14 protein-coding genes are annotated in these 16,208 nt (G+C 72.5%); 5 read left to right on the top strand and 9 right to left on the bottom strand.

Translation table 11 applies throughout. The annotated features are described in order from the left end of the window. Positions 1 to 1,124, bottom strand: a 1,124-nt coding sequence (locus ACFYL4_RS14020; RefSeq protein ID WP_387518621.1) for a trehalase-like domain-containing protein, incomplete at its 3' end; no start/stop codon positions are given. A gap of 268 nt (positions 1,125 to 1,392) precedes the next feature. Between ACFYL4_RS14020 and ACFYL4_RS14015 the strand changes: the two genes are divergently transcribed. Next, positions 1,393 to 3,078: an ATP-binding cassette domain-containing protein gene (locus ACFYL4_RS14015; protein ID WP_387518619.1), complete on the top strand. Its 1,686-nt coding sequence runs from the start codon at positions 1,393 to 1,395 to the stop codon at positions 3,076 to 3,078. A 28-nt stretch (positions 3,079 to 3,106) separates the two neighbouring features. Here the strand turns inward: ACFYL4_RS14015 and ACFYL4_RS14010 are convergent, their stop codons facing one another. Continuing rightward, positions 3,107 to 3,358: a hypothetical protein gene (locus ACFYL4_RS14010; protein ID WP_387518617.1), complete on the bottom strand. Its 252-nt coding sequence runs from the start codon at positions 3,356 to 3,358 to the stop codon at positions 3,107 to 3,109. A 757-nt stretch (positions 3,359 to 4,115) separates the two neighbouring features. Here ACFYL4_RS14010 and ACFYL4_RS14005 point away from each other — a divergent pair. From ACFYL4_RS14005 to ACFYL4_RS13990, 4 genes are all read left to right on the top strand, one after another. Then, complete coding sequence (locus ACFYL4_RS14005; protein ID WP_387518615.1) at positions 4,116 to 4,817, top strand: hypothetical protein; 702 nt, start codon at positions 4,116 to 4,118, stop codon at positions 4,815 to 4,817. Beyond that, complete coding sequence (locus ACFYL4_RS14000; RefSeq protein ID WP_387518614.1) at positions 4,814 to 6,040, top strand: hypothetical protein; 1,227 nt, start codon at positions 4,814 to 4,816, stop codon at positions 6,038 to 6,040. The genes ACFYL4_RS14005 and ACFYL4_RS14000 overlap by 4 nt, the downstream gene beginning before the upstream one ends. Further along, on the top strand, positions 6,037 to 7,251 hold the full coding sequence (locus ACFYL4_RS13995; protein ID WP_387518613.1) for a hypothetical protein: 1,215 nt from the start codon (positions 6,037 to 6,039) through the stop codon (positions 7,249 to 7,251). Before ACFYL4_RS14000 ends, ACFYL4_RS13995 begins: the two co-directional genes overlap by 4 nt. 330 nt (positions 7,252 to 7,581) lie before the next feature. Further along, positions 7,582 to 9,027, top strand: coding sequence for a nucleobase:cation symporter-2 family protein (locus ACFYL4_RS13990; RefSeq protein WP_387518612.1), 1,446 nt, complete (start codon positions 7,582 to 7,584; stop codon positions 9,025 to 9,027). A gap of 181 nt (positions 9,028 to 9,208) precedes the next feature. Here ACFYL4_RS13990 and ACFYL4_RS13985 read toward each other — a convergent pair whose 3' ends face one another. The 7 genes from ACFYL4_RS13985 to ACFYL4_RS13955 all read right to left on the bottom strand — a co-directional run bounded on the left by ACFYL4_RS13985 (position 9,209) and on the right by ACFYL4_RS13955 (position 15,563). After that, on the bottom strand, positions 9,209 to 10,153 hold the full coding sequence (locus ACFYL4_RS13985) for a hypothetical protein (RefSeq protein ID WP_387518610.1): 945 nt from the start codon (positions 10,151 to 10,153) through the stop codon (positions 9,209 to 9,211). Between the two features lie 168 nt (positions 10,154 to 10,321). After that, positions 10,322 to 11,563, bottom strand: a complete 1,242-nt coding sequence (locus ACFYL4_RS13980; RefSeq protein ID WP_387518608.1) for a cytochrome P450 — start codon at positions 11,561 to 11,563, stop codon at positions 10,322 to 10,324. Positions 11,564 to 11,638: 75 nt separating this feature from the next. Next, entirely contained in the window at positions 11,639 to 12,856 is a 1,218-nt protein-coding gene (locus ACFYL4_RS13975) for a cytochrome P450 (protein ID WP_357769989.1), read from the bottom strand. After that, positions 12,853 to 13,467, bottom strand: a complete 615-nt coding sequence (locus tag ACFYL4_RS13970; RefSeq protein WP_357769988.1) for an ATP/GTP-binding protein — start codon at positions 13,465 to 13,467, stop codon at positions 12,853 to 12,855. The genes ACFYL4_RS13975 and ACFYL4_RS13970 overlap by 4 nt, the downstream gene beginning before the upstream one ends. Then, positions 13,448 to 13,804, bottom strand: coding sequence for a DUF742 domain-containing protein (locus ACFYL4_RS13965; RefSeq protein ID WP_357769986.1), 357 nt, complete (start codon positions 13,802 to 13,804; stop codon positions 13,448 to 13,450). Before ACFYL4_RS13965 ends, ACFYL4_RS13970 begins: the two co-directional genes overlap by 20 nt. Then, a complete protein-coding gene (locus tag ACFYL4_RS13960; RefSeq protein WP_357769995.1) occupies positions 13,801 to 14,205 on the bottom strand; it encodes a roadblock/LC7 domain-containing protein in 405 nt (134 codons plus the stop codon). Before ACFYL4_RS13960 ends, ACFYL4_RS13965 begins: the two co-directional genes overlap by 4 nt. Then, positions 14,205 to 15,563 (bottom strand): ATP-binding protein, encoded by a 1,359-nt coding sequence (locus ACFYL4_RS13955; RefSeq protein ID WP_387518606.1) that lies wholly within the window; start codon positions 15,561 to 15,563, stop codon positions 14,205 to 14,207. Before ACFYL4_RS13955 ends, ACFYL4_RS13960 begins: the two co-directional genes overlap by 1 nt. Positions 15,564 to 16,208: the final 645 nt, after the last annotated feature.

The following is a 16,208-nucleotide window of genomic DNA, read 5'->3' as shown; positions in this document are numbered from 1 at the left end:
GGCCCGAACACGTCGAGCTGGACCTGGTGGTCGGCGAGGTTCCCGATCCGGACCGGCCGTGATCCGGCGTACCCGGACAGGGACTCGATGACCTCTTCCGGGCCCAGGTCGGTGCCGCGCAGGCTGTACAGGGGACGCAGCAGCTCGGGAGAGGGCAGGGAGGCCACGACCCGGTGCACCCAGTCCAGGAACGCCTCGGCCTCGGTGGTCGAGCCCAGCGAGACCAGGGCCTGCACGGTCAGGGCGCCATCGCGCAGCCAGCAGTACCGGTAGTCCCAGTTACGGACCCCGCCGATCTCCTCGGGAAGCGAGGTCGTCGCGGCGGCCATCACACCACCGGTCGGGGTGCACAGACCCCGCAACGTCAACGCCGAACGGGCGACCAGATCACTCTGGGTCCGCGGCAGGTCGACCCCCGCCAGCCAGTCGCTCCACTCGCTCTCGGCGCGGGTCCGGCGCCGGGTCTCGGGGACGGGGTGCGCGGTGAGGGAGTCGGTGCCGCAGCGCAGTTCCAGTACGACCGGCGCGCCCTCGACCGGTTCGAGGGTGGCGCGGGCGGTGTCGTGGCCGTCCTCGGACCCGATGTGCCAGCGCACTCCCGGGGAGCGCAGGACCAGTGGGAAGTCGGCTCCGTGGACACGCAGTCCGTCGTCCTCGGCGACGATCCGTACCGGGGCGCGGCCGAAGTCGGGGCGGGGCGCGAACTCGACCGTGGCGGGGGTGACGCCGCCGATCACCCGGACCAGGTCGGTGCGGCCCGGCCCGGTGTCGTGGGAGAGGTAGTCGGTGACCTCCAGGCGTGACCAGCGGGTGCGTACGGTCATCGTGCCCGGCAGGTAGCGCTGGCCCAACGGCATCCGGCCGTGGGCGGGCGCGATCGCGAACACCCCGGCCCGGCGGCCGCCCAACACCTCGGCGAACAGGGCGTTGGAGTCCGGTTCGGGGTGGCAGAACCACAGCAGACGCGCGTCCGGGCCCAGGAGCGCCACCGACGCCTGGTTGGACAGCATCGACATGCGCTCGATCGGAACCGGGCGCTCGCCGGGCTCGGCGCAGCAGGCCCGATGGGCCGGGCCGAACCCCGTCGCCTCGTGTGTGCCCGCCGCTCCCTGTGTGAGAGTCACCCCGCCGCCTTTCTCCGCCGCCTTCCGGTCCGGTGACCACGTCGTCCCCGGTCCGCCGGTCACTGACCGGCGAGAAGAACCTAGAACAGGGGTGAACGCGCACACACCGGACTTCACCGGACCTTAGGTGTCAGCTAAGGGACTCTTAAGGTCGCGCGGGCCCCGGACCGGCGAAAACCCTTTGCCGGGCCGCGAACCGCCGTGGAACGCTGACCTTCCGCGCCGCCGACGGGCCCGCGGGAGTTCACGGGAGTGGGGAAGAGCGGTCGTGGGTTACGTCGACGTCAACCAGGTGACACACACCCTGCCCGACGGGAGGGTGCTGCTGGACGGGGTGTCGTTCCGGGTCGGCGAGGGGTCCAAGACCGCGTTGGTGGGGGCCAACGGCGCGGGCAAGAGCACCCTGCTGCGACTCGTGCGCGGCGAGTTCCCGCCCCAGTCGGGCGCGGTCACCGTCGACGGTGACCTGGGGGTGATGCCGCAGTTCGTGGGGCACGTGCGGGACGCCACCACGGTGCACGAACTGCTGGTGTCGGTCTCCCCCGAGCCGGTGCGGCGGGCCCACGCGGACCTGGAGGCGGCCGAGGCCGCCATGATGCTCGCGGAGGACGAGGCCACCCAGATGCGCTACGCCGGGGCGATCGCCCGGTACGGCGACGCCGGGGGCTACGAGGCCGAGGTGGTGTGGGACCAGTGCTGTGTGGCCGCGCTGGGCCTCGCCTACGAGCGCTGCCGCTGGCGGGAGGTGCGCACGCTCTCGGGCGGTGAGCAGAAGCGGCTGGTCGTCGAGGCTCTGCTGCGCGGCCCGGCCCCGGTCCTGCTGCTGGACGAACCGGACAACTACCTGGACGTGCCCGGCAAACGCTGGCTGGAGGAGGCGCTGCTCGCCACCCCCAAGTCGGTGCTGTTCGTCTCGCACGACCGTGAGCTGCTGAGCCGGGTCCCGGACCGGATCGTCACGGTGGAGTTGGGCGCGGCGGGCAACGACACGTGGGTGCACGGGGGCGCCTTCGACACCTACCACGAGGCGCGGCGCGAGCGGTTCGCCCGACTGGAGGAGCTGCGCAGGCGGTGGGACGAGGAGCACGCCAAGCTGCGGTCCCTGGTGGCCATGTACAAGCAGAAGGCGTCCTACAACTCGGACATGGCCACCCGGTACCAGTCCGCGCGGACCCGGTTGCGGCGGTTCGAGGAGGCGGGTCCGCCCCAGGAGCGGCCCCGGAACCAGAACCTGCGGATGCGCCTGCGCGGCGGTCGCACCGGGAAGCGCGCCCTGGTGTGCGAGGGTCTGGAGCTCACCGGGCTGATGCGCCCCTTCGACCTGGAGGTCTGGTACGACGAGCGGGTGGCGGTGCTGGGCTCCAACGGGTCCGGGAAGTCGCACTTCCTGCGTCTGCTGGCCGGGGGCGGTGACGACCCGGAGTCCTCCCTGGTGCCGGAGGAGGAGCGTGCCCGGATCGAACCGGTGCCGCACACCGGGCGGGCCCGGTTGGGCGCGCGGGTGCTGCCGGGGTGGTTCGCGCAGACCCACGAGCACCCGGAGTTCGCGGGTCGGACGCTGCTGGACATCCTGCACAGCGGGCAGGGCGAGCGTGGGGGCCTGCCCCGGGACGAGGCGGGCCGCGCCCTGGACCGCTACGAGCTGGCCCTGAGCGCCGACCAGACGTTCGACACCCTGTCAGGCGGCCAGCAGGCGAGGTTCCAGGTGCTGTTGCTGGAACTGTCGGGCACCACCATGCTGCTGCTCGACGAGCCCACGGACAACCTGGACGTGGTCTCGGCGGAGGCGTTGGAGGCCGCCCTGGACGCCTACCAGGGGACGGTACTGGCGGTCACGCACGACCGCTGGTTCGCGCGCGGGTTCGACCGTTTCGTGGTGTTCGGCGCCGACGGCCGGGTGTACGAGGCGGACGAGCCGGTGTGGGACGAGTCCCGGGTCCGGCGCGCCGGATAGGGCGGCCGGGCCCGGGTCCCGCCTGGGGTCAGTCCAGCGGCAGGGAGAGGAAGACCTCGCCGTCGCATCCGGTGACGCACTGGAGGACCACTTCGACGGTGCCGCCCAGTTCGGAGGTGTCGAACAGGAGCCGGACCTGCCCGGGAGAGCCGGGGGTCACGTAGTCCTGGCCGGTGACCCCGTTCATGAGGTCCATGGGCGCGAGGGCACCGCCGGGTCCCTCCAGGGTGGAGTCGACCAGGCTGACCTCGGCCGATTCCGTCTCCAGGTCGACGAACACGGTCGTGTTCCCGCCCCCCGCTCGCGTAGTAGCCGCTGGCGACGGTTCCGGTGACACCGTCGCGGGAGTCGCTGCCTCCGCCCGGGAGGAAGTTGTCGCTGACCAGGTTGCCGTTCACGCGGAAGTCGGCGACCAACCCGTCCACGAAGAGGAAGTCGCCGAAGGTGACGCATCCGTCGTCCAGGCACAGCTGGATGTTGTCACCGCGCACTTCGGTGGAGCCGTCGGGCGAGGAGTAGCCGCTGACACGGTTGGCCCGGACGCCGTCCGCCTGGTGCTGGAGGTACCCGTGGGCGGGCCAGTCCGGGTGGGCGAACTCCAGGCCCTTCTCCACCAGCTCGGGGGCGCCCCTGGCGGCCAGGGGCTCGATGTAGGGAAGGGCGTCCTCGGCGCTGCCCGGTGCGGGGGTGGCGTCCTCGGTCCGGGTCTCCTCCGCGGCCTCCACAACCTCGGTGTCGTCGGAACCGGCCCGGGACTCGACGGGTTCCGGGGCCTCGCCCAGGACTCCGCACGAGGTGAGGGGAACGATCAGGGTCAGGACCAGGGCGCCGAGCGCCAGCCTGGATCGGGTCATGTGGGGGACCTTCTGGTTCGGGGGATGGGGCGTGCCGCGAGGGCACGCGCCCCCGGACACACGGGAAGGCTCCATGGGCGCGGGAGGGAACCGATTCCTTTCTAGCAGACGTCGGATGAGGGACCCTCTCGGAAACGGACATAAACTGCCGCTCGACAACAGAACATGAGAAGAAGGCCGCACATGCCACATCCCCCAGGCCGTGGGAACCGTCTGACCCCACTGCTTCTCCTCGTCGTTTGGCTGGTCGCGGTTTCGGCCACCCCCGCGCGGGCCTACCCCAGCACGGAGTCGCCCGACTTCTACGCGGACATGCTCTTCGCCCACGACCGCGTGTTCGTCAGCGAGGAACTCGCCGGTCACCTGGACCGGCCCCAGCTCGCCGACGACCTGCGCGCCCGTGTCCACGAGGAGGGTCTGCGCCTGGACGTGCTGGTGGTGGCCCACCCAACCCACACCGACCTCGACTGGCTGGCCCAGAGCGTCCGCCTCAGCAGCGGTCGGCCGGTCGTGGTGTTCTCCCCGCACACCAACCGCGTGGGCGCCTCGCACCTCTCCAAGGCGGGGCTCCCCTCCCTGGTCGCCGACTTCACCACGTTCACCGGCGCCTATCCGGAGGACCCGCGCGAACAGCTGGACCGGTTGCTGCGCGCCGCCTCCTACCCCGACCTGGAGGAGCGGACCGCCCGCGCCGAGACCGAGGTCCTCCTCAGATCGGGCCACGAGGTGGGAGGGGACGCCGCCCCACCGGGGTGGCCGACCCAGCGCTGGCTCACCGTCACCTGGCCTTCCACGGTGGGTCTCGTCGTCAGCGCCGCCGGTACCACCTTGCTGGTGATGGGTGGCGTGGGCGTGCTCCGCCGGTTGCGGAGGGGAACGGTATGAGGCTCCCCCGCTTCCCGGCGCTCGCCCTGGCCGCGCTGTCGGCACCGGCGCTCCTGCCCGGGGCCGCCGCCCTGGCGGAGACCGCGTCCGCGGGCCCGGGCACGGTGGCCGAGATCGACGACCCGTCACGCGTCCTGCGCGTGGCGGAGGCCCTCCAGCGGGAACCGGTGTACGTGAGCCACCTCGTGGACCCGCAACCCGACCGGGGGGAGCTCCGCGCGATCAACGCACGGGTTTCGGAGGCGTTCGACGGCGAGGTGCCGCTGTACGTCGTCCTGTACGCGGCGCCGCCGACGGACGAGACCGGCGGGCAGCCCACCCTCTTCCTCCACGCCCTGCACGAGATGAGCGGGGCGGACGGGGTGTACGTGGCGGTGACGACGGACGGCCGCCACGCCACGGCGGCCTTCGACAGCCCGGTGACCCCGGTCCTCGACGGGGAACGGCTCCCGGACTCGTTCCGTCCCCTGGAGACCGTCAGCGCGATCGTGGAGGCGGTGGAGGAGTCTCCCCGGAACCCGGTGGCGGCCACCCCGCTCACCCGGGACGCCGAACCCGAGGTGGAACAGCGGACCTTCTCGCCCTTGTCGCGCTCCGCGACCCTGTGGAACCTGGCGTTCCCCGGGGTCCTGACCGGGCTGCTGGTCGCGGCGCCGTACCTGTGGTGGTCCTCCCGGACCCTCTCCCCCGCCCCCGACCAGGGCTCGGGGCCGTGGTTCGCGAACGCGGGCCGGGGATCACGGTGGCGTGTGCGCAGGCGCCTGGACGGGGAGCTGCGCTCGCTGCGCCGGGAGTTCGAGTCGGCGCCGTCCCGGCACGCGGGGCTGCCTCGGGCACGGGAGGCCTACGACGCGGCCGGACTGATCGCCGCGACCCCGGGCCTGCCCGTCACGGCGCTGGTCTGCGGCATGGTGCTGGCCCGGCACGGGCGGCGGGCCCTGACCCGCCCCCGGGGTGGTGACGGACTCCCGCCCTGCCAGGTGAACCCGCTGCACGCCCCGGCCGCGGAGCGCCGCACGTTCTACCTGGACGGCAGGCTGCGCAAGTGGCGGGTCTGCCCCGCCTGCTTCGACGCCCAGGTGCGTACGAAGCAGGCCCTGTACCTGCGCCACGACGGAGCGCGCGTCCACGTGTCCGACCTCGACGACCCCTGGGCCGAGACGGCCCTGAACCTCCGGGACCCCTTCGCGCGGGCCCGCTCGCTCCTGGGAGTGCGATCATGACCCGAGTCCTCACGGCCCTGCTCCTGGCGGCCCTGGTCCTGCTGCCCGTTCCCGCTGGAGCGGCCGGGGCGCCGGCGGACCCCGCCACGAGCCGAGTGCTCTCCCCCGGGGTCGTGGCCGACCACCTGGCCGAGGCCCCCCTGTACGTCCACCCCGACCGGTTCGGGGCCGCCGATGGGGAGACGGCGCTGTCGCGGGAGCAGTCCCGCGAGCTGAACCTGCGGGTGGCCGAGGAGGTACCGCACCTGTACGTCGCGGTGACGCCGTGGGGGGACGAGCCGCTGTCGATGGGCACCGCCCTGGCCAACCGTGCCGGCCTGGAGGGCACCTTCCTGGTCGTGGGCGAGGGCCCCACGATCGTCGCCGTCCACTCCGCCGCCGACGAGATCCCGGGCCCCGCCCCGGAGACGGTGCGCATGGCCGTGGAGCTGGTCAACGAGCGCTCCGACCTGGCTCGGGCCGACCTGTACGACCGGTTGGGCGTCCTCGTGGACCTGGTGACCGACGAGGAGTCGACGGCCCGGGCCCACGAGGCGATGACGTCGGGCCCGTCCACGGCCCGGTTCCCGTTCCCGGTCTGGACGGTGATCCCGGGCTTCCTCGTCGTGCTGCTCGTCGCGGGTGTCACCGCGTGGGTCCTGCGCAGGCGGGCCCTGCGCCCGCTCCGGGTCGCCCCGCTCACCGAGGCCGTGGCCGACACCGTGGACTCCTCCGTCAGGGAGCACGAGCACCGGGAACTGGTCCGGGTCCTGCCCTCCTACGGGCGCAGGGTGGCCCGCTTCGAGGGGCCGGAGCGTCGCACGGCCGACGCCCTGGCCGCCTACGAGGCGGCCGCGCGGGTGCTGGACTCCGCCTCGGACACGTCCGACCTGGTCGGGGTGCGCGTGCTCCTGGACCACTGCGAGGCGGCGTTGACCGGGGCCGCCGCCCCGCGCCACTGCTTCTTCGACCCCCGGCACCGGGGCCAGACGCGCCCGGTACGCCTGCGGGTGCCGGCCAGCCCTCGGGCGGTGTCGGTTCCGGCCTGCGCCGAGTGCCGTGCCGACGTGCGGGCACACCGGGTGCCCGCGTCCGTACCGGACTCGTCACAGGGGCAGCCCGTCCCCTACTACTCGGTGCCCTCGGAGCGGAGCGTGTGGGCGGCCACCGGATACGGCACGCTCGCGCCGGACCTGGTCAACCGGGTCCTGGGCGGTGGTGTCCGGGGGTGACCCCCACGGCACCCGCCGCCGTCCACGGCGGCGGGTGCCGGAGGGCGTTCTTCGTCACGTCGGGGCCCGGTCGCGCGGGGGTGCGCGACCGGGCCCCGACGTCGGTACGGCGGTCGTCCCGCGCCCCGTAGGCGCCGTGGGGCAGGCGGTGCGGACTCCGGTGGCGGCCCGGGGCCCGGTGGCGGGCGCGCGGTGCCGGCGACGGAGGGTCACACCACCGACCCCTTCCGCTTTTGGTGGTTCCTCCAATCCGACCCCCCGAATTTGCATGTCAATTCGGATCATCCGATGATTTGGAGCGCGACAGATCCACACGGAAGGCCCCACCACATGAAGTTCCCCAAGGGCGGCTCGGACACCGCGCCCGCAGACCGGGCCCCCGCCACGGCCGAGCGGCCCGAGGACGAGCGCCCGCCCCTGCGCCACCTGGTCACGTACGGCGTCCAGCACATCCTCGCCCTGTACGCGGGAGTGGTGACCCCACCGCTCATCATGGCCGCGGCCGTGGGGCTGGACCCGGTGGAGACCGGCCTGATCATCAGCGCGGCCCTGCTGGTCGCCGGTCTGATGACGCTCGTCCAGACACTGGGCGTGTGGCGGTTCGGTATGCGCATGCCGCTGGTGATCGGCGCCTCGTTCATCCCCATCACCGCGATGACCGCGATCGGCGGGTCCAGCGGACTGCCCGCCGTCTTCGGCGCCTCGATCGTCGCGGGGCTGTTCGGCATCCTCATCGCCCCGGTCATGGCGAGCCTGATCCGCTTCTTCCCCCCGGTGGTCACCGGAAGCGTGATCACCATCGTCGGCGTCTCCCTGATCCCCGTCGCGATCGGCTGGATCACCGACAACAGCGAGACCGGGACCCCCTCCGACACCAACCTCCTCCTGGGCGGCGGGACCCTGGTCATCATCCTGGTGCTGTCCCGGGTGCTGCGCGGGGTGTGGGGCCGGGCGAGCATCCTCCTCGGCATGGTGCTGGGCACCCTGCTGGCCGCCGCCCTGGGCGAGGTCGACTTCGGCGCCGTGGGCCAGGGCCCGGTCTTCTCCCTGCCCACCCCCTTCCACTTCGGTCCGCCGGAGTTCCAGGTGGCCGCGATCGTCACCATGTGCGTGATGATGATCGTCATCCTCTCCGAGGGCATGGCCGACATCCTCGCGGTCAGCGCGGTCGTGGGCAGCAAGGTCGACAGGCGCCGTCTGGCCGACGGTCTGCGCGCCGACGCCGCGACGGCCGTGGTCGCACCGGTCCTCAACTCCTTTCCGGGCAGCACGTTCAGCCAGAACATCGGCCTGATCGCCCTGAACAAGGTCCGGAGCCGCTACGTGGTCGCGGCCGGCGCCGTGCTCCTGCTCGTCATGGGTCTCTTCCCGATCCTGGGCCGGGTCGTGGCGATGATCCCCTCGCCCGTCCTGGGCGGCGCCGGGCTGGTCCTGTTCGGCTCGGTGGCGGCCGCCGGCATCCAGACCCTGGGCAGAGTGGACTACGAGGACAACCAGAACATCGTGATCGTGGCGGTCGCGCTCGGGTTCGGCGTGCTGTCGATCGTCTCGCCCGACTTCTTCGCCACCTTCCCGGACTGGGCCACGATGATCCTGCACTCGGGCATCGTCACGGCGACGGCCTCCGCGCTCCTGTTGAACGTGTTCTTCAATGTCTGGGGCCTCGGCCGGAGGAAGGCCGCCGACGACCCGGACGGTACGGGGACGGACCCGGCCCCCGGGACCGTCGACGACGGCTCCACCCAGGGCTCCCCGACCTCCTCAGCCGGAGTCTGACCCGCACACTCCCAGCGGGCACGCTGGAACGCGGCCGGGGCCGCCGACACTGTCGGCGGCCCCGGTTCGCGTCGCCGAGGGGGGTTCAGTGCTCCGGCGCGCCTCGCGCAGGACGCCGTCCATCGGGGTCCCGTCGGTGAGGGGGCGGGGCTCAGGTCAGCCAGCGCGACGCGGGTGCCGGTCACTCGACCGGGAAGCGCAGGTCGACCAGGGCCTGGCACTCGCTGAGACATCCGGTGACGGTGAGCTCCCCGCCGAGCCGTGCCCCCGGGTAGGTGAGGACGGTCTGGGTGGTGGCTCCGGGGTCGAGCTCGTACTCGCCCACGGCGTCCCGCGGGCGGTGCGTGTCGCCGTCGGGACCGGTGTAGACGGCGCCGGGGAGGTCGATGTCGGCGGCGTCGACCGTGGTGAACTCGGCGGTGACGACGAGACCGTCGACGGCGGCGTCCTGGTAGGCGGTGAGCAGGTGCACGTCGACGCCCTCGGAGCTGGCGGTGACACCGTGCCCGGTCACCAGTCGTTTGCCGGGGTCCGCCCCGTCGACGAGGAAGCCGGTGAGCAGGCCGTCCTCGGCGGCGAAGTCGGTGAAGACGGCGCAGTCCGTGCCCGGGTCCGCCCCTCCCGCCCCCGGGGAGCCGCCGCAGAGCTCGAATCCGTCGTCGGCGGGTGTGAGCGAGGCGTCCGGGGAGGGTTCTCCCGCGGCCTCCCTGGCGCTGGCGACCTGCGTGGCGTGGCGCAGGTAGGCGTGGGCGGTGGAGTCCTCCTCCGCGAGAGTGAGGCCGTCGCGCATCCGTGCGGGGTCGTCAGCGGCGGCGAGCGCGGCCATGTAGGCGGCCGCCTCCTCGGGCACTCCCTGTCCCGCGTTCTCCTCCGCTCCCCCTCCTGCTCCGTCGGAGGCTGAGGCGGAGGGGGAGGGGGCGGTGGTGGGCGCCTCCGGGGAGGGGCCGGGGGTCGGGTCGGGGCTGACCGGCGCGTCGGCTCCGGGGACGGGCGGGGACTCCGACGGTGCGCCGCCACTCGGTGGCCACCGGTCCTCGGGGGCCGACCCGGTGCCCCCGTCCTGCCCCGGGCCGCAGCCGGCCAGGAGGAGGGACAGGGCGACCACGGCCGCGGCCGTTCTCGACATGTCCCACCCCCAGGCACGGCACTCGGACTGCCGATCCTAGGGGCGATTTTTATCCATTGTCCGCTTTCGTCCATATTTGGCGAAGTCCTGGGCCTCCCCTGCCCTGGCATGACCCGGAGCCGCCCCGACCCCTCGCGAAGCGGCCCCGGCAGACGCCGAACAGCCGGACTACCCCTGTGGACGCAGCAGGACCGGCAGCTCCTTGAGGCTGTTCACCACGATGGACGGGTGGTTCTCCAGCTCCTCGTCGGCGACCGCGAGCCGCAGGTCCGGGAAGCGCTCGAACAGCAGCGGCAGGGCGATCTGCCCCTCCATACGGGCCAGATGGGAGCCCGGGCACACGTGCGGCCCGTACCCGAAGGAGATGTGGTGCCCCCGCTCACGCGTGAGGTCGAAGGTGTCCGGGTGCGGCTCCTCACCGTGCTCGTCCCGGTCCCGGCTGATCGCACCGTAGGAGGTCATCAGCGCCTCCCCCTTACGGATGGTCCTCCCCCCGAGCTCCACGTCCTCGGTCGCGAACCGGAAGACCATGTTGGAGGTGGGCGGGTCGAAGCGCAGGGTCTCCTCCACCACAGCGTCCCAGCCCACCCGGCCCTCCTTGACCAGGTCGAACTGCTCGGGGTGGGCGAGCAGGGCGCGCACCGCGTTGCACAGCAGGTTCACGGTCGTTTCGTGCCCGGCCGCCACCACCACCTGGAGCGTGCCGCGCACCTCCAGGTCGGAGAGGGCGTCCCCGTCCTCCCCGGCGTTGAGCAGCTCGGTGGTCAGGTCGTCGCCCGGCTCGGCCCGCTTGGCCTCGATCATGCCGTCGTAGTAGCGCTCCAGCGTCGCGTAGGTCTCCATGAACTCCCGGGGGCTCGTGACCGCGCTGAAGAACTTCACGTACATGTCGCGCAGGTAGCCGTGCTCGGCCTCCTCCACGCCGTACAGCTCACCGATCACACTCATCGGAAGCTTGAAGGCGAACTCGTTCTTGAGGTCCAGCGGCTCGTGCGCCCCCGCCTCCAGGGCGTCCAGCAGACCCACGGTCAGCTCACGCACGCGCGGGCGCAGCCGCTCCACCCTGCGGGCGGAGAACGCCTTCGCGGTGAGCAGGCGCAGCCGCCGGTGCTCCGCGCCGTCCGTCCCCAACAGGTTGGTCGGGGTGGGCGGGATGGTGCTCAGCAGCGGCCAGGCCTCGGGAATCCGACCCTGCTGGAAGTCGTCCCAGTGCGCGACGTCCTTCACCAACCGGGGGTCGGTGAGCGCCGCGCGGGCCGCCTCGTGCCGGGTCACCGCCCAGGCGGTGACCCCGCCGGGCAGCTCGACGCGGGTGACCGGACCGGCGGCGTGGAGGATCTCCCGCTCGGCTCGCAGGTCCTTGACGTAGGGGTCCAGGGTCACGGTTCCATGCTGCACGGGACAGGACATCGGTGCTCCTCGGGTCAGTTCGGGGGAAGGTGGGATCGACGCGGGGATCGGGAACGCGGGGACGTACGGACCGGGTCAGGCGGCCCCGTACGGGTCGGTGGGGGTGAAGGCCACGGGGAGGGAGGTCACGCCGCGCACCCACGGAGAGGGACGCCAGCGCAGCTCCGACTCCGGGACCGCGAGTTCGATGTCCGGAAGACGGTCCACCAGGACCTCGACCCCGGTGACGGCGATGATCTCGGCGATCTCCCGAGCCGGGTAGGGACACTGGTGCGGGCCGTGCGAGAACGACAGGTGGGCCTGGCTGCCCCGGTCGCCGATCCGGCCCGCCGTGGTGCGCACCAGGGGGTCGCGGTTGGCTCCGGCGATACCGAGAAGCAGCATGTCGCCCTTGCGGATGATCTGGCCACCCAGCTCCACGTCGTGGGCGGCGAAGCGCCCGGCCTGGATCTGGGTCGGGGTGTCCTCCCACAGGACCTCGTTGAGCGCCTCCTGCACACTGTTGCGGGCGCCGGCGATGGAGGCGCCGAACCGCTCGTCGGTGAGCATCAGCCGCAACGCGTTGCCCAACCACTCGGCGGTCGGCTGGTTCCCGCCACCCAGCAGGACGATGAGCTCGGGGACCGCCTCCTCGTCGGAGTACCCGGCCGGGTGGGCGAGCAGGCGCGAGACCACGTCCGGGCCGGGGCGGGCCCGGCGCTCGGCCACCAGCTCCGCCATCGCGGCCATCAGCGCCTGCTGGGCCACCATGGCGTCCGGGCCGCCGTCGATCATCGTGGTCATGTTCGCGGCGAACGCGTCGCCCCGTACGGAGTCGAGCCCGTACATCCAGCTGAGGACCAGGGCGGGGAGCCGCCCCGTGTAGGAGGCGCGCAGGTCTGTCTCACCCGAGGAGCAGAACCCGTCGACGAGCCGGTCCGCCATGCGCGCCGTGGTGGTGCGCAACTCGTGCAGGTCGGTCCCGGCCAGGGCGTCGGTGATCGCCCCTGCGCGGCGGCGGTGGTCGGCGCCCTCGGAGTTGAGCACCATCGGCAGCTGGATCACCAGGGGCAGCATCGGCCAGTCGTCGGGCACCAGGTGCCAGGCGTTCCACCGGCCGGAGCTGCGCGCGAACACCGAGGTGTCGTTCACCACCTGGTGCACCTCCCGGTAGCCGACCACCAGCCACGCGGGGACGTCGCCCTCCATCCGGACCGGTACGACCGGCCCGTGCTCCGCGCGCATCCTCTCGTACAGGCCGCCGGGGTCGGTCTGGAACTCGGGACCGTACATCCGGACGGGGCAGCCAGTCATCGGGCACCTTCCGTGATCAGGGAACGCACGTGTTCCACCAGCGAGATGAGGACCCTCTTGGCCGAGTCGCGCTCACGGGCGTCACAGCGCAGGAGGGGGATGCCCGGGTCGAGGTCCAGGGCGGTCCGCACGTCCTCCAGGGAGTACTCGGACTCGCCGAAGTCGTTGTGGGCCACCACGAACGGCGTTCCCTGCTCCTCCAGGCGGTCGATGGCGTAGAAGCAGTCCTCCAGACGCCGGGTGTCGACCAGGACGACCGCGCCCAGCGCCCCGGTGAACAGGCGGTCCCACAGGAACCAGAACCGTTCCTGGCCGGGGGCCCCGAAGAGGTACAGGACCGAGGTGGCGTCCAGCGTGATGCGGCCGAAGTCGAAGGCCACGGTGGTGGTGCGCTTGCCCTCGACCCCGTCGAGGTCGTCGACGCCCGCCCCGGCCCGGGTCATGGTCTCCTCGGTGGTCAGCGGACGGATCTCGCTGACCGAACCGACCATCGTGGTCTTGCCGACCCCGAACCCGCCGACCACGGCGATCTTCAGGGCCTGTTCGGTGCTGTCCGCCAGCGGGGTGACCCGCTGGTCGGCGGGGGCGGCTTCAGAGGTTGTGGAGTGCAACGAGCACCTTCTCCAACACGTCCGGGGAGGCGAGGGGATGCGCCGGTGAGGGCGCCGGGGCCGGATGGCGGGCGGTCACCCGGCCGGTGTCGAGGAGGTCGGTGAGCAGGATGCGCGTGACCGCCACGGGCAGCCGCAGGTGGGCGGCGACCTCCACCACCGCCACGGGGCTCACGCACAGCCGCAGGATCGAGGCGTGCTCGGACTGCATGCCGGGCACGGGTCCGCTCTCCGCGACGATGAGGGTGACGGCGTCCAGGGACTCGTCGGCGCCGCGGCTGCGGCCCGAGGTGATGATGTAGAGCCGGTCCGGGCTCTCCCGTCGGTACGGGCTCACGCCGGCTCGGCCCCGGCTCGGGACGGCGTGGTGAGGTGCTCGCCCATCTGCTCGACCAGTTCGTTCATGTTGTGGCCGACCAGCCCCGGCTCGGCCTCACCGTTGGTGATGACCGCCAGGTGGGTGCCGTGCCCCGCCTCGACGATGAAGAGGAGCCCGCCGTAGAACTCGGCCATCGCCTGGCGGACCCCGCCACGGCCGTCGCCGAACTCCACCGAGGCACTGTGCGCCAGGCTCTGCACCCCGGCCGCGATGGCGGCCAGGTGGTCGGCGCTGTCGGTGTTCAGACCCGAGGTGTGGCACAGCTTGAGGCCGTCACGGGAGAGCACGAGCGCGTGCCGGGTGCCGGGTGTGCGTTCCAGCAGGCCTTCGAGCAGCCAGGTCAGCGTCTTGAGGTCCATCATGCTTCCTTCGGTGAGTCGGTCGTGTCCTGGCCGCGCACGGCGGAGCGGAACGCGCCGAACCCCTTGCTGGGGGTGCGCGGACCGGCCTCTTCGTCCGGGGCGGGGCGGTTGCGCTCGGCCGCGGCGAGAGCCTGACCCCGGCGGCGCATGGGCAGTCCGCTGTCCGCCTTGGGGGCGGTGTTCGGCGCGGCGGGAGGAGGGGCCGCCGTCGCACGGGAGGAGGATTCGGGAGCGGTGTCCGACTGCTCGGGGACGCTGACGGGCAGCGGTTTGACGATGCGCTGGGGCAGGAGGACGACCACGGCGGTGCCGCCCCTGGAGGAGGGGCGGAAGGAGACCTCCAGGCCGTACCGGTGAGCGATGCGGCCGACCACCGAGAGCCCCAGGCGGGTGCCGGAGATGGTGCTGAGATCGAGGCCGTCGCGGACCGCGGCACGGGCCCGGCGCAGCGCCTCGTCCCCCATGACCAGGCCGCCGTCCTCGATCATGACGGCGATCCCCGCCTGCACCTCCTCCACGTGGACGTGCACCTCTGCCGTGGGCGGGGAGAACTTGGTCGCGTTGTCGAGGATCTCGGCCAGCGCGTGGATGACGCCCTCGGCGGCGAACCCGGCCACCGCCAGGTGGGTGGAACTGTGGGTGCGTACGCGCTGGTAGGCGCCGATCCGCCCCATGGCGCCGCGCAGCACGCTCTCCATGGGAATCGCGCGGCTCCACCGGCGGCCCGACCGCGCGCCGGTGAGGATCGCGATGCTGTCGGCGACCCGTCCGGTCTGTGCGGTGGTGTGGTCGAGCTGCATGAGGTCGCCGAGGACGTCGCTCCCGGCGTCGCCGTCGCCGTGGCGCTCCTGCATACGGCGCAGGTCAGCGAGCATCGTCGTGGACAGCGCCTGGACCCGGCCCGCGGCCGTGGCGCACGCCGCCATGGCGGCGGAGCGGCGCCGCTCCGAGGCGGAGATCTCGGTGGCGACGGCGCGCAGGACGGCGGAGACCGACGGGTCGTCCACAGCTGGCATCTGGTGCAGGACGGTGTCGGCGGAGTCCCCGGCGCGCAGCCGTTCGACCATGCGCGGCAGGAGCTGGGTGGAGAGCGCGGCGGTCTGGGCGCGCGCCGTGTCGACCCGGTCCCGGAGTTCGGCGAGCTGGCGGTCGCGGCGGACCATCATGAGCGCGAGCACGAGGAGGAGCAGGAGTCCGACCGCGCCCGCCGCCAGGACCGGTGTCTGTTCGTCCGGGTGGACCGCCCAGAGCGCCCAACCCCAGGCGGGCAGGGCCGGGACCAGGACGAGCAGCCAGCGCGGGGCGGCAGCGCCCGGAGACCGCGCTCCTTCGGAGCCGGGGGTGGGGTCAGTCATGGTGCTCCATGTCCGGACACGTCCTCACTCTTTGCACACACCGAAGGGCACGCATAAAGGGTGTTCACCACCCACGTGCACTGTTATGCGACACGGGCGGCGCCATAGTGCTCAACCAGCCCTTCGATCACACAGCGAGCAAAGATACCACTTGCCCCACCTGGCGCCCATGGGAGGACAATGACGAATACCGGACGTTATCGGCTCCGCGGCCCACGCCGTGCCGCGGGCCGATACCACGCCGCGGCCGGAGGCGGAGGGGCCACCCGGAAAAGTCGCGGGGAACACGCACCGAACCCCCGCGAACCATTCCTGAACTGCACCGACGTACGAATAGCCAGAAGCCGGAATATCCGGCTCGCCCCGGGAATCACGTCGCCGCTCACCGCGCTGGGGAAAGTGACCGGCACACGGCGGATGAGATTCCGGCACGCGGGTGTGGCGGGGTGGGTGTGTCGGGGCGGGTGCGGGGACTTCGGCGGTCGGGCGCCTAGGGCGTGTTCCGTGGATGCTTTCGGTTGGTTCGGCGCTCGCGCCGATCGACGCGAGAGGCCTCCAGGCAATCTCTCGCAAGACGAGGAGCGAAGCTGCCCCTACTGTGCTCTGCTCCGCAAGCTCCGCAGTGTCGCACAGCGGGGGCCCGCC

Source organism: Nocardiopsis sp. NPDC006938 (assembly GCF_042869555.1).
Classification (GTDB): Bacteria; Actinomycetota; Actinomycetes; order Streptosporangiales; family Streptosporangiaceae; genus Nocardiopsis.
Note: the sequence above shows the minus strand (reverse complement) of the source record. Positions and strands in the feature narration are given on the sequence as shown.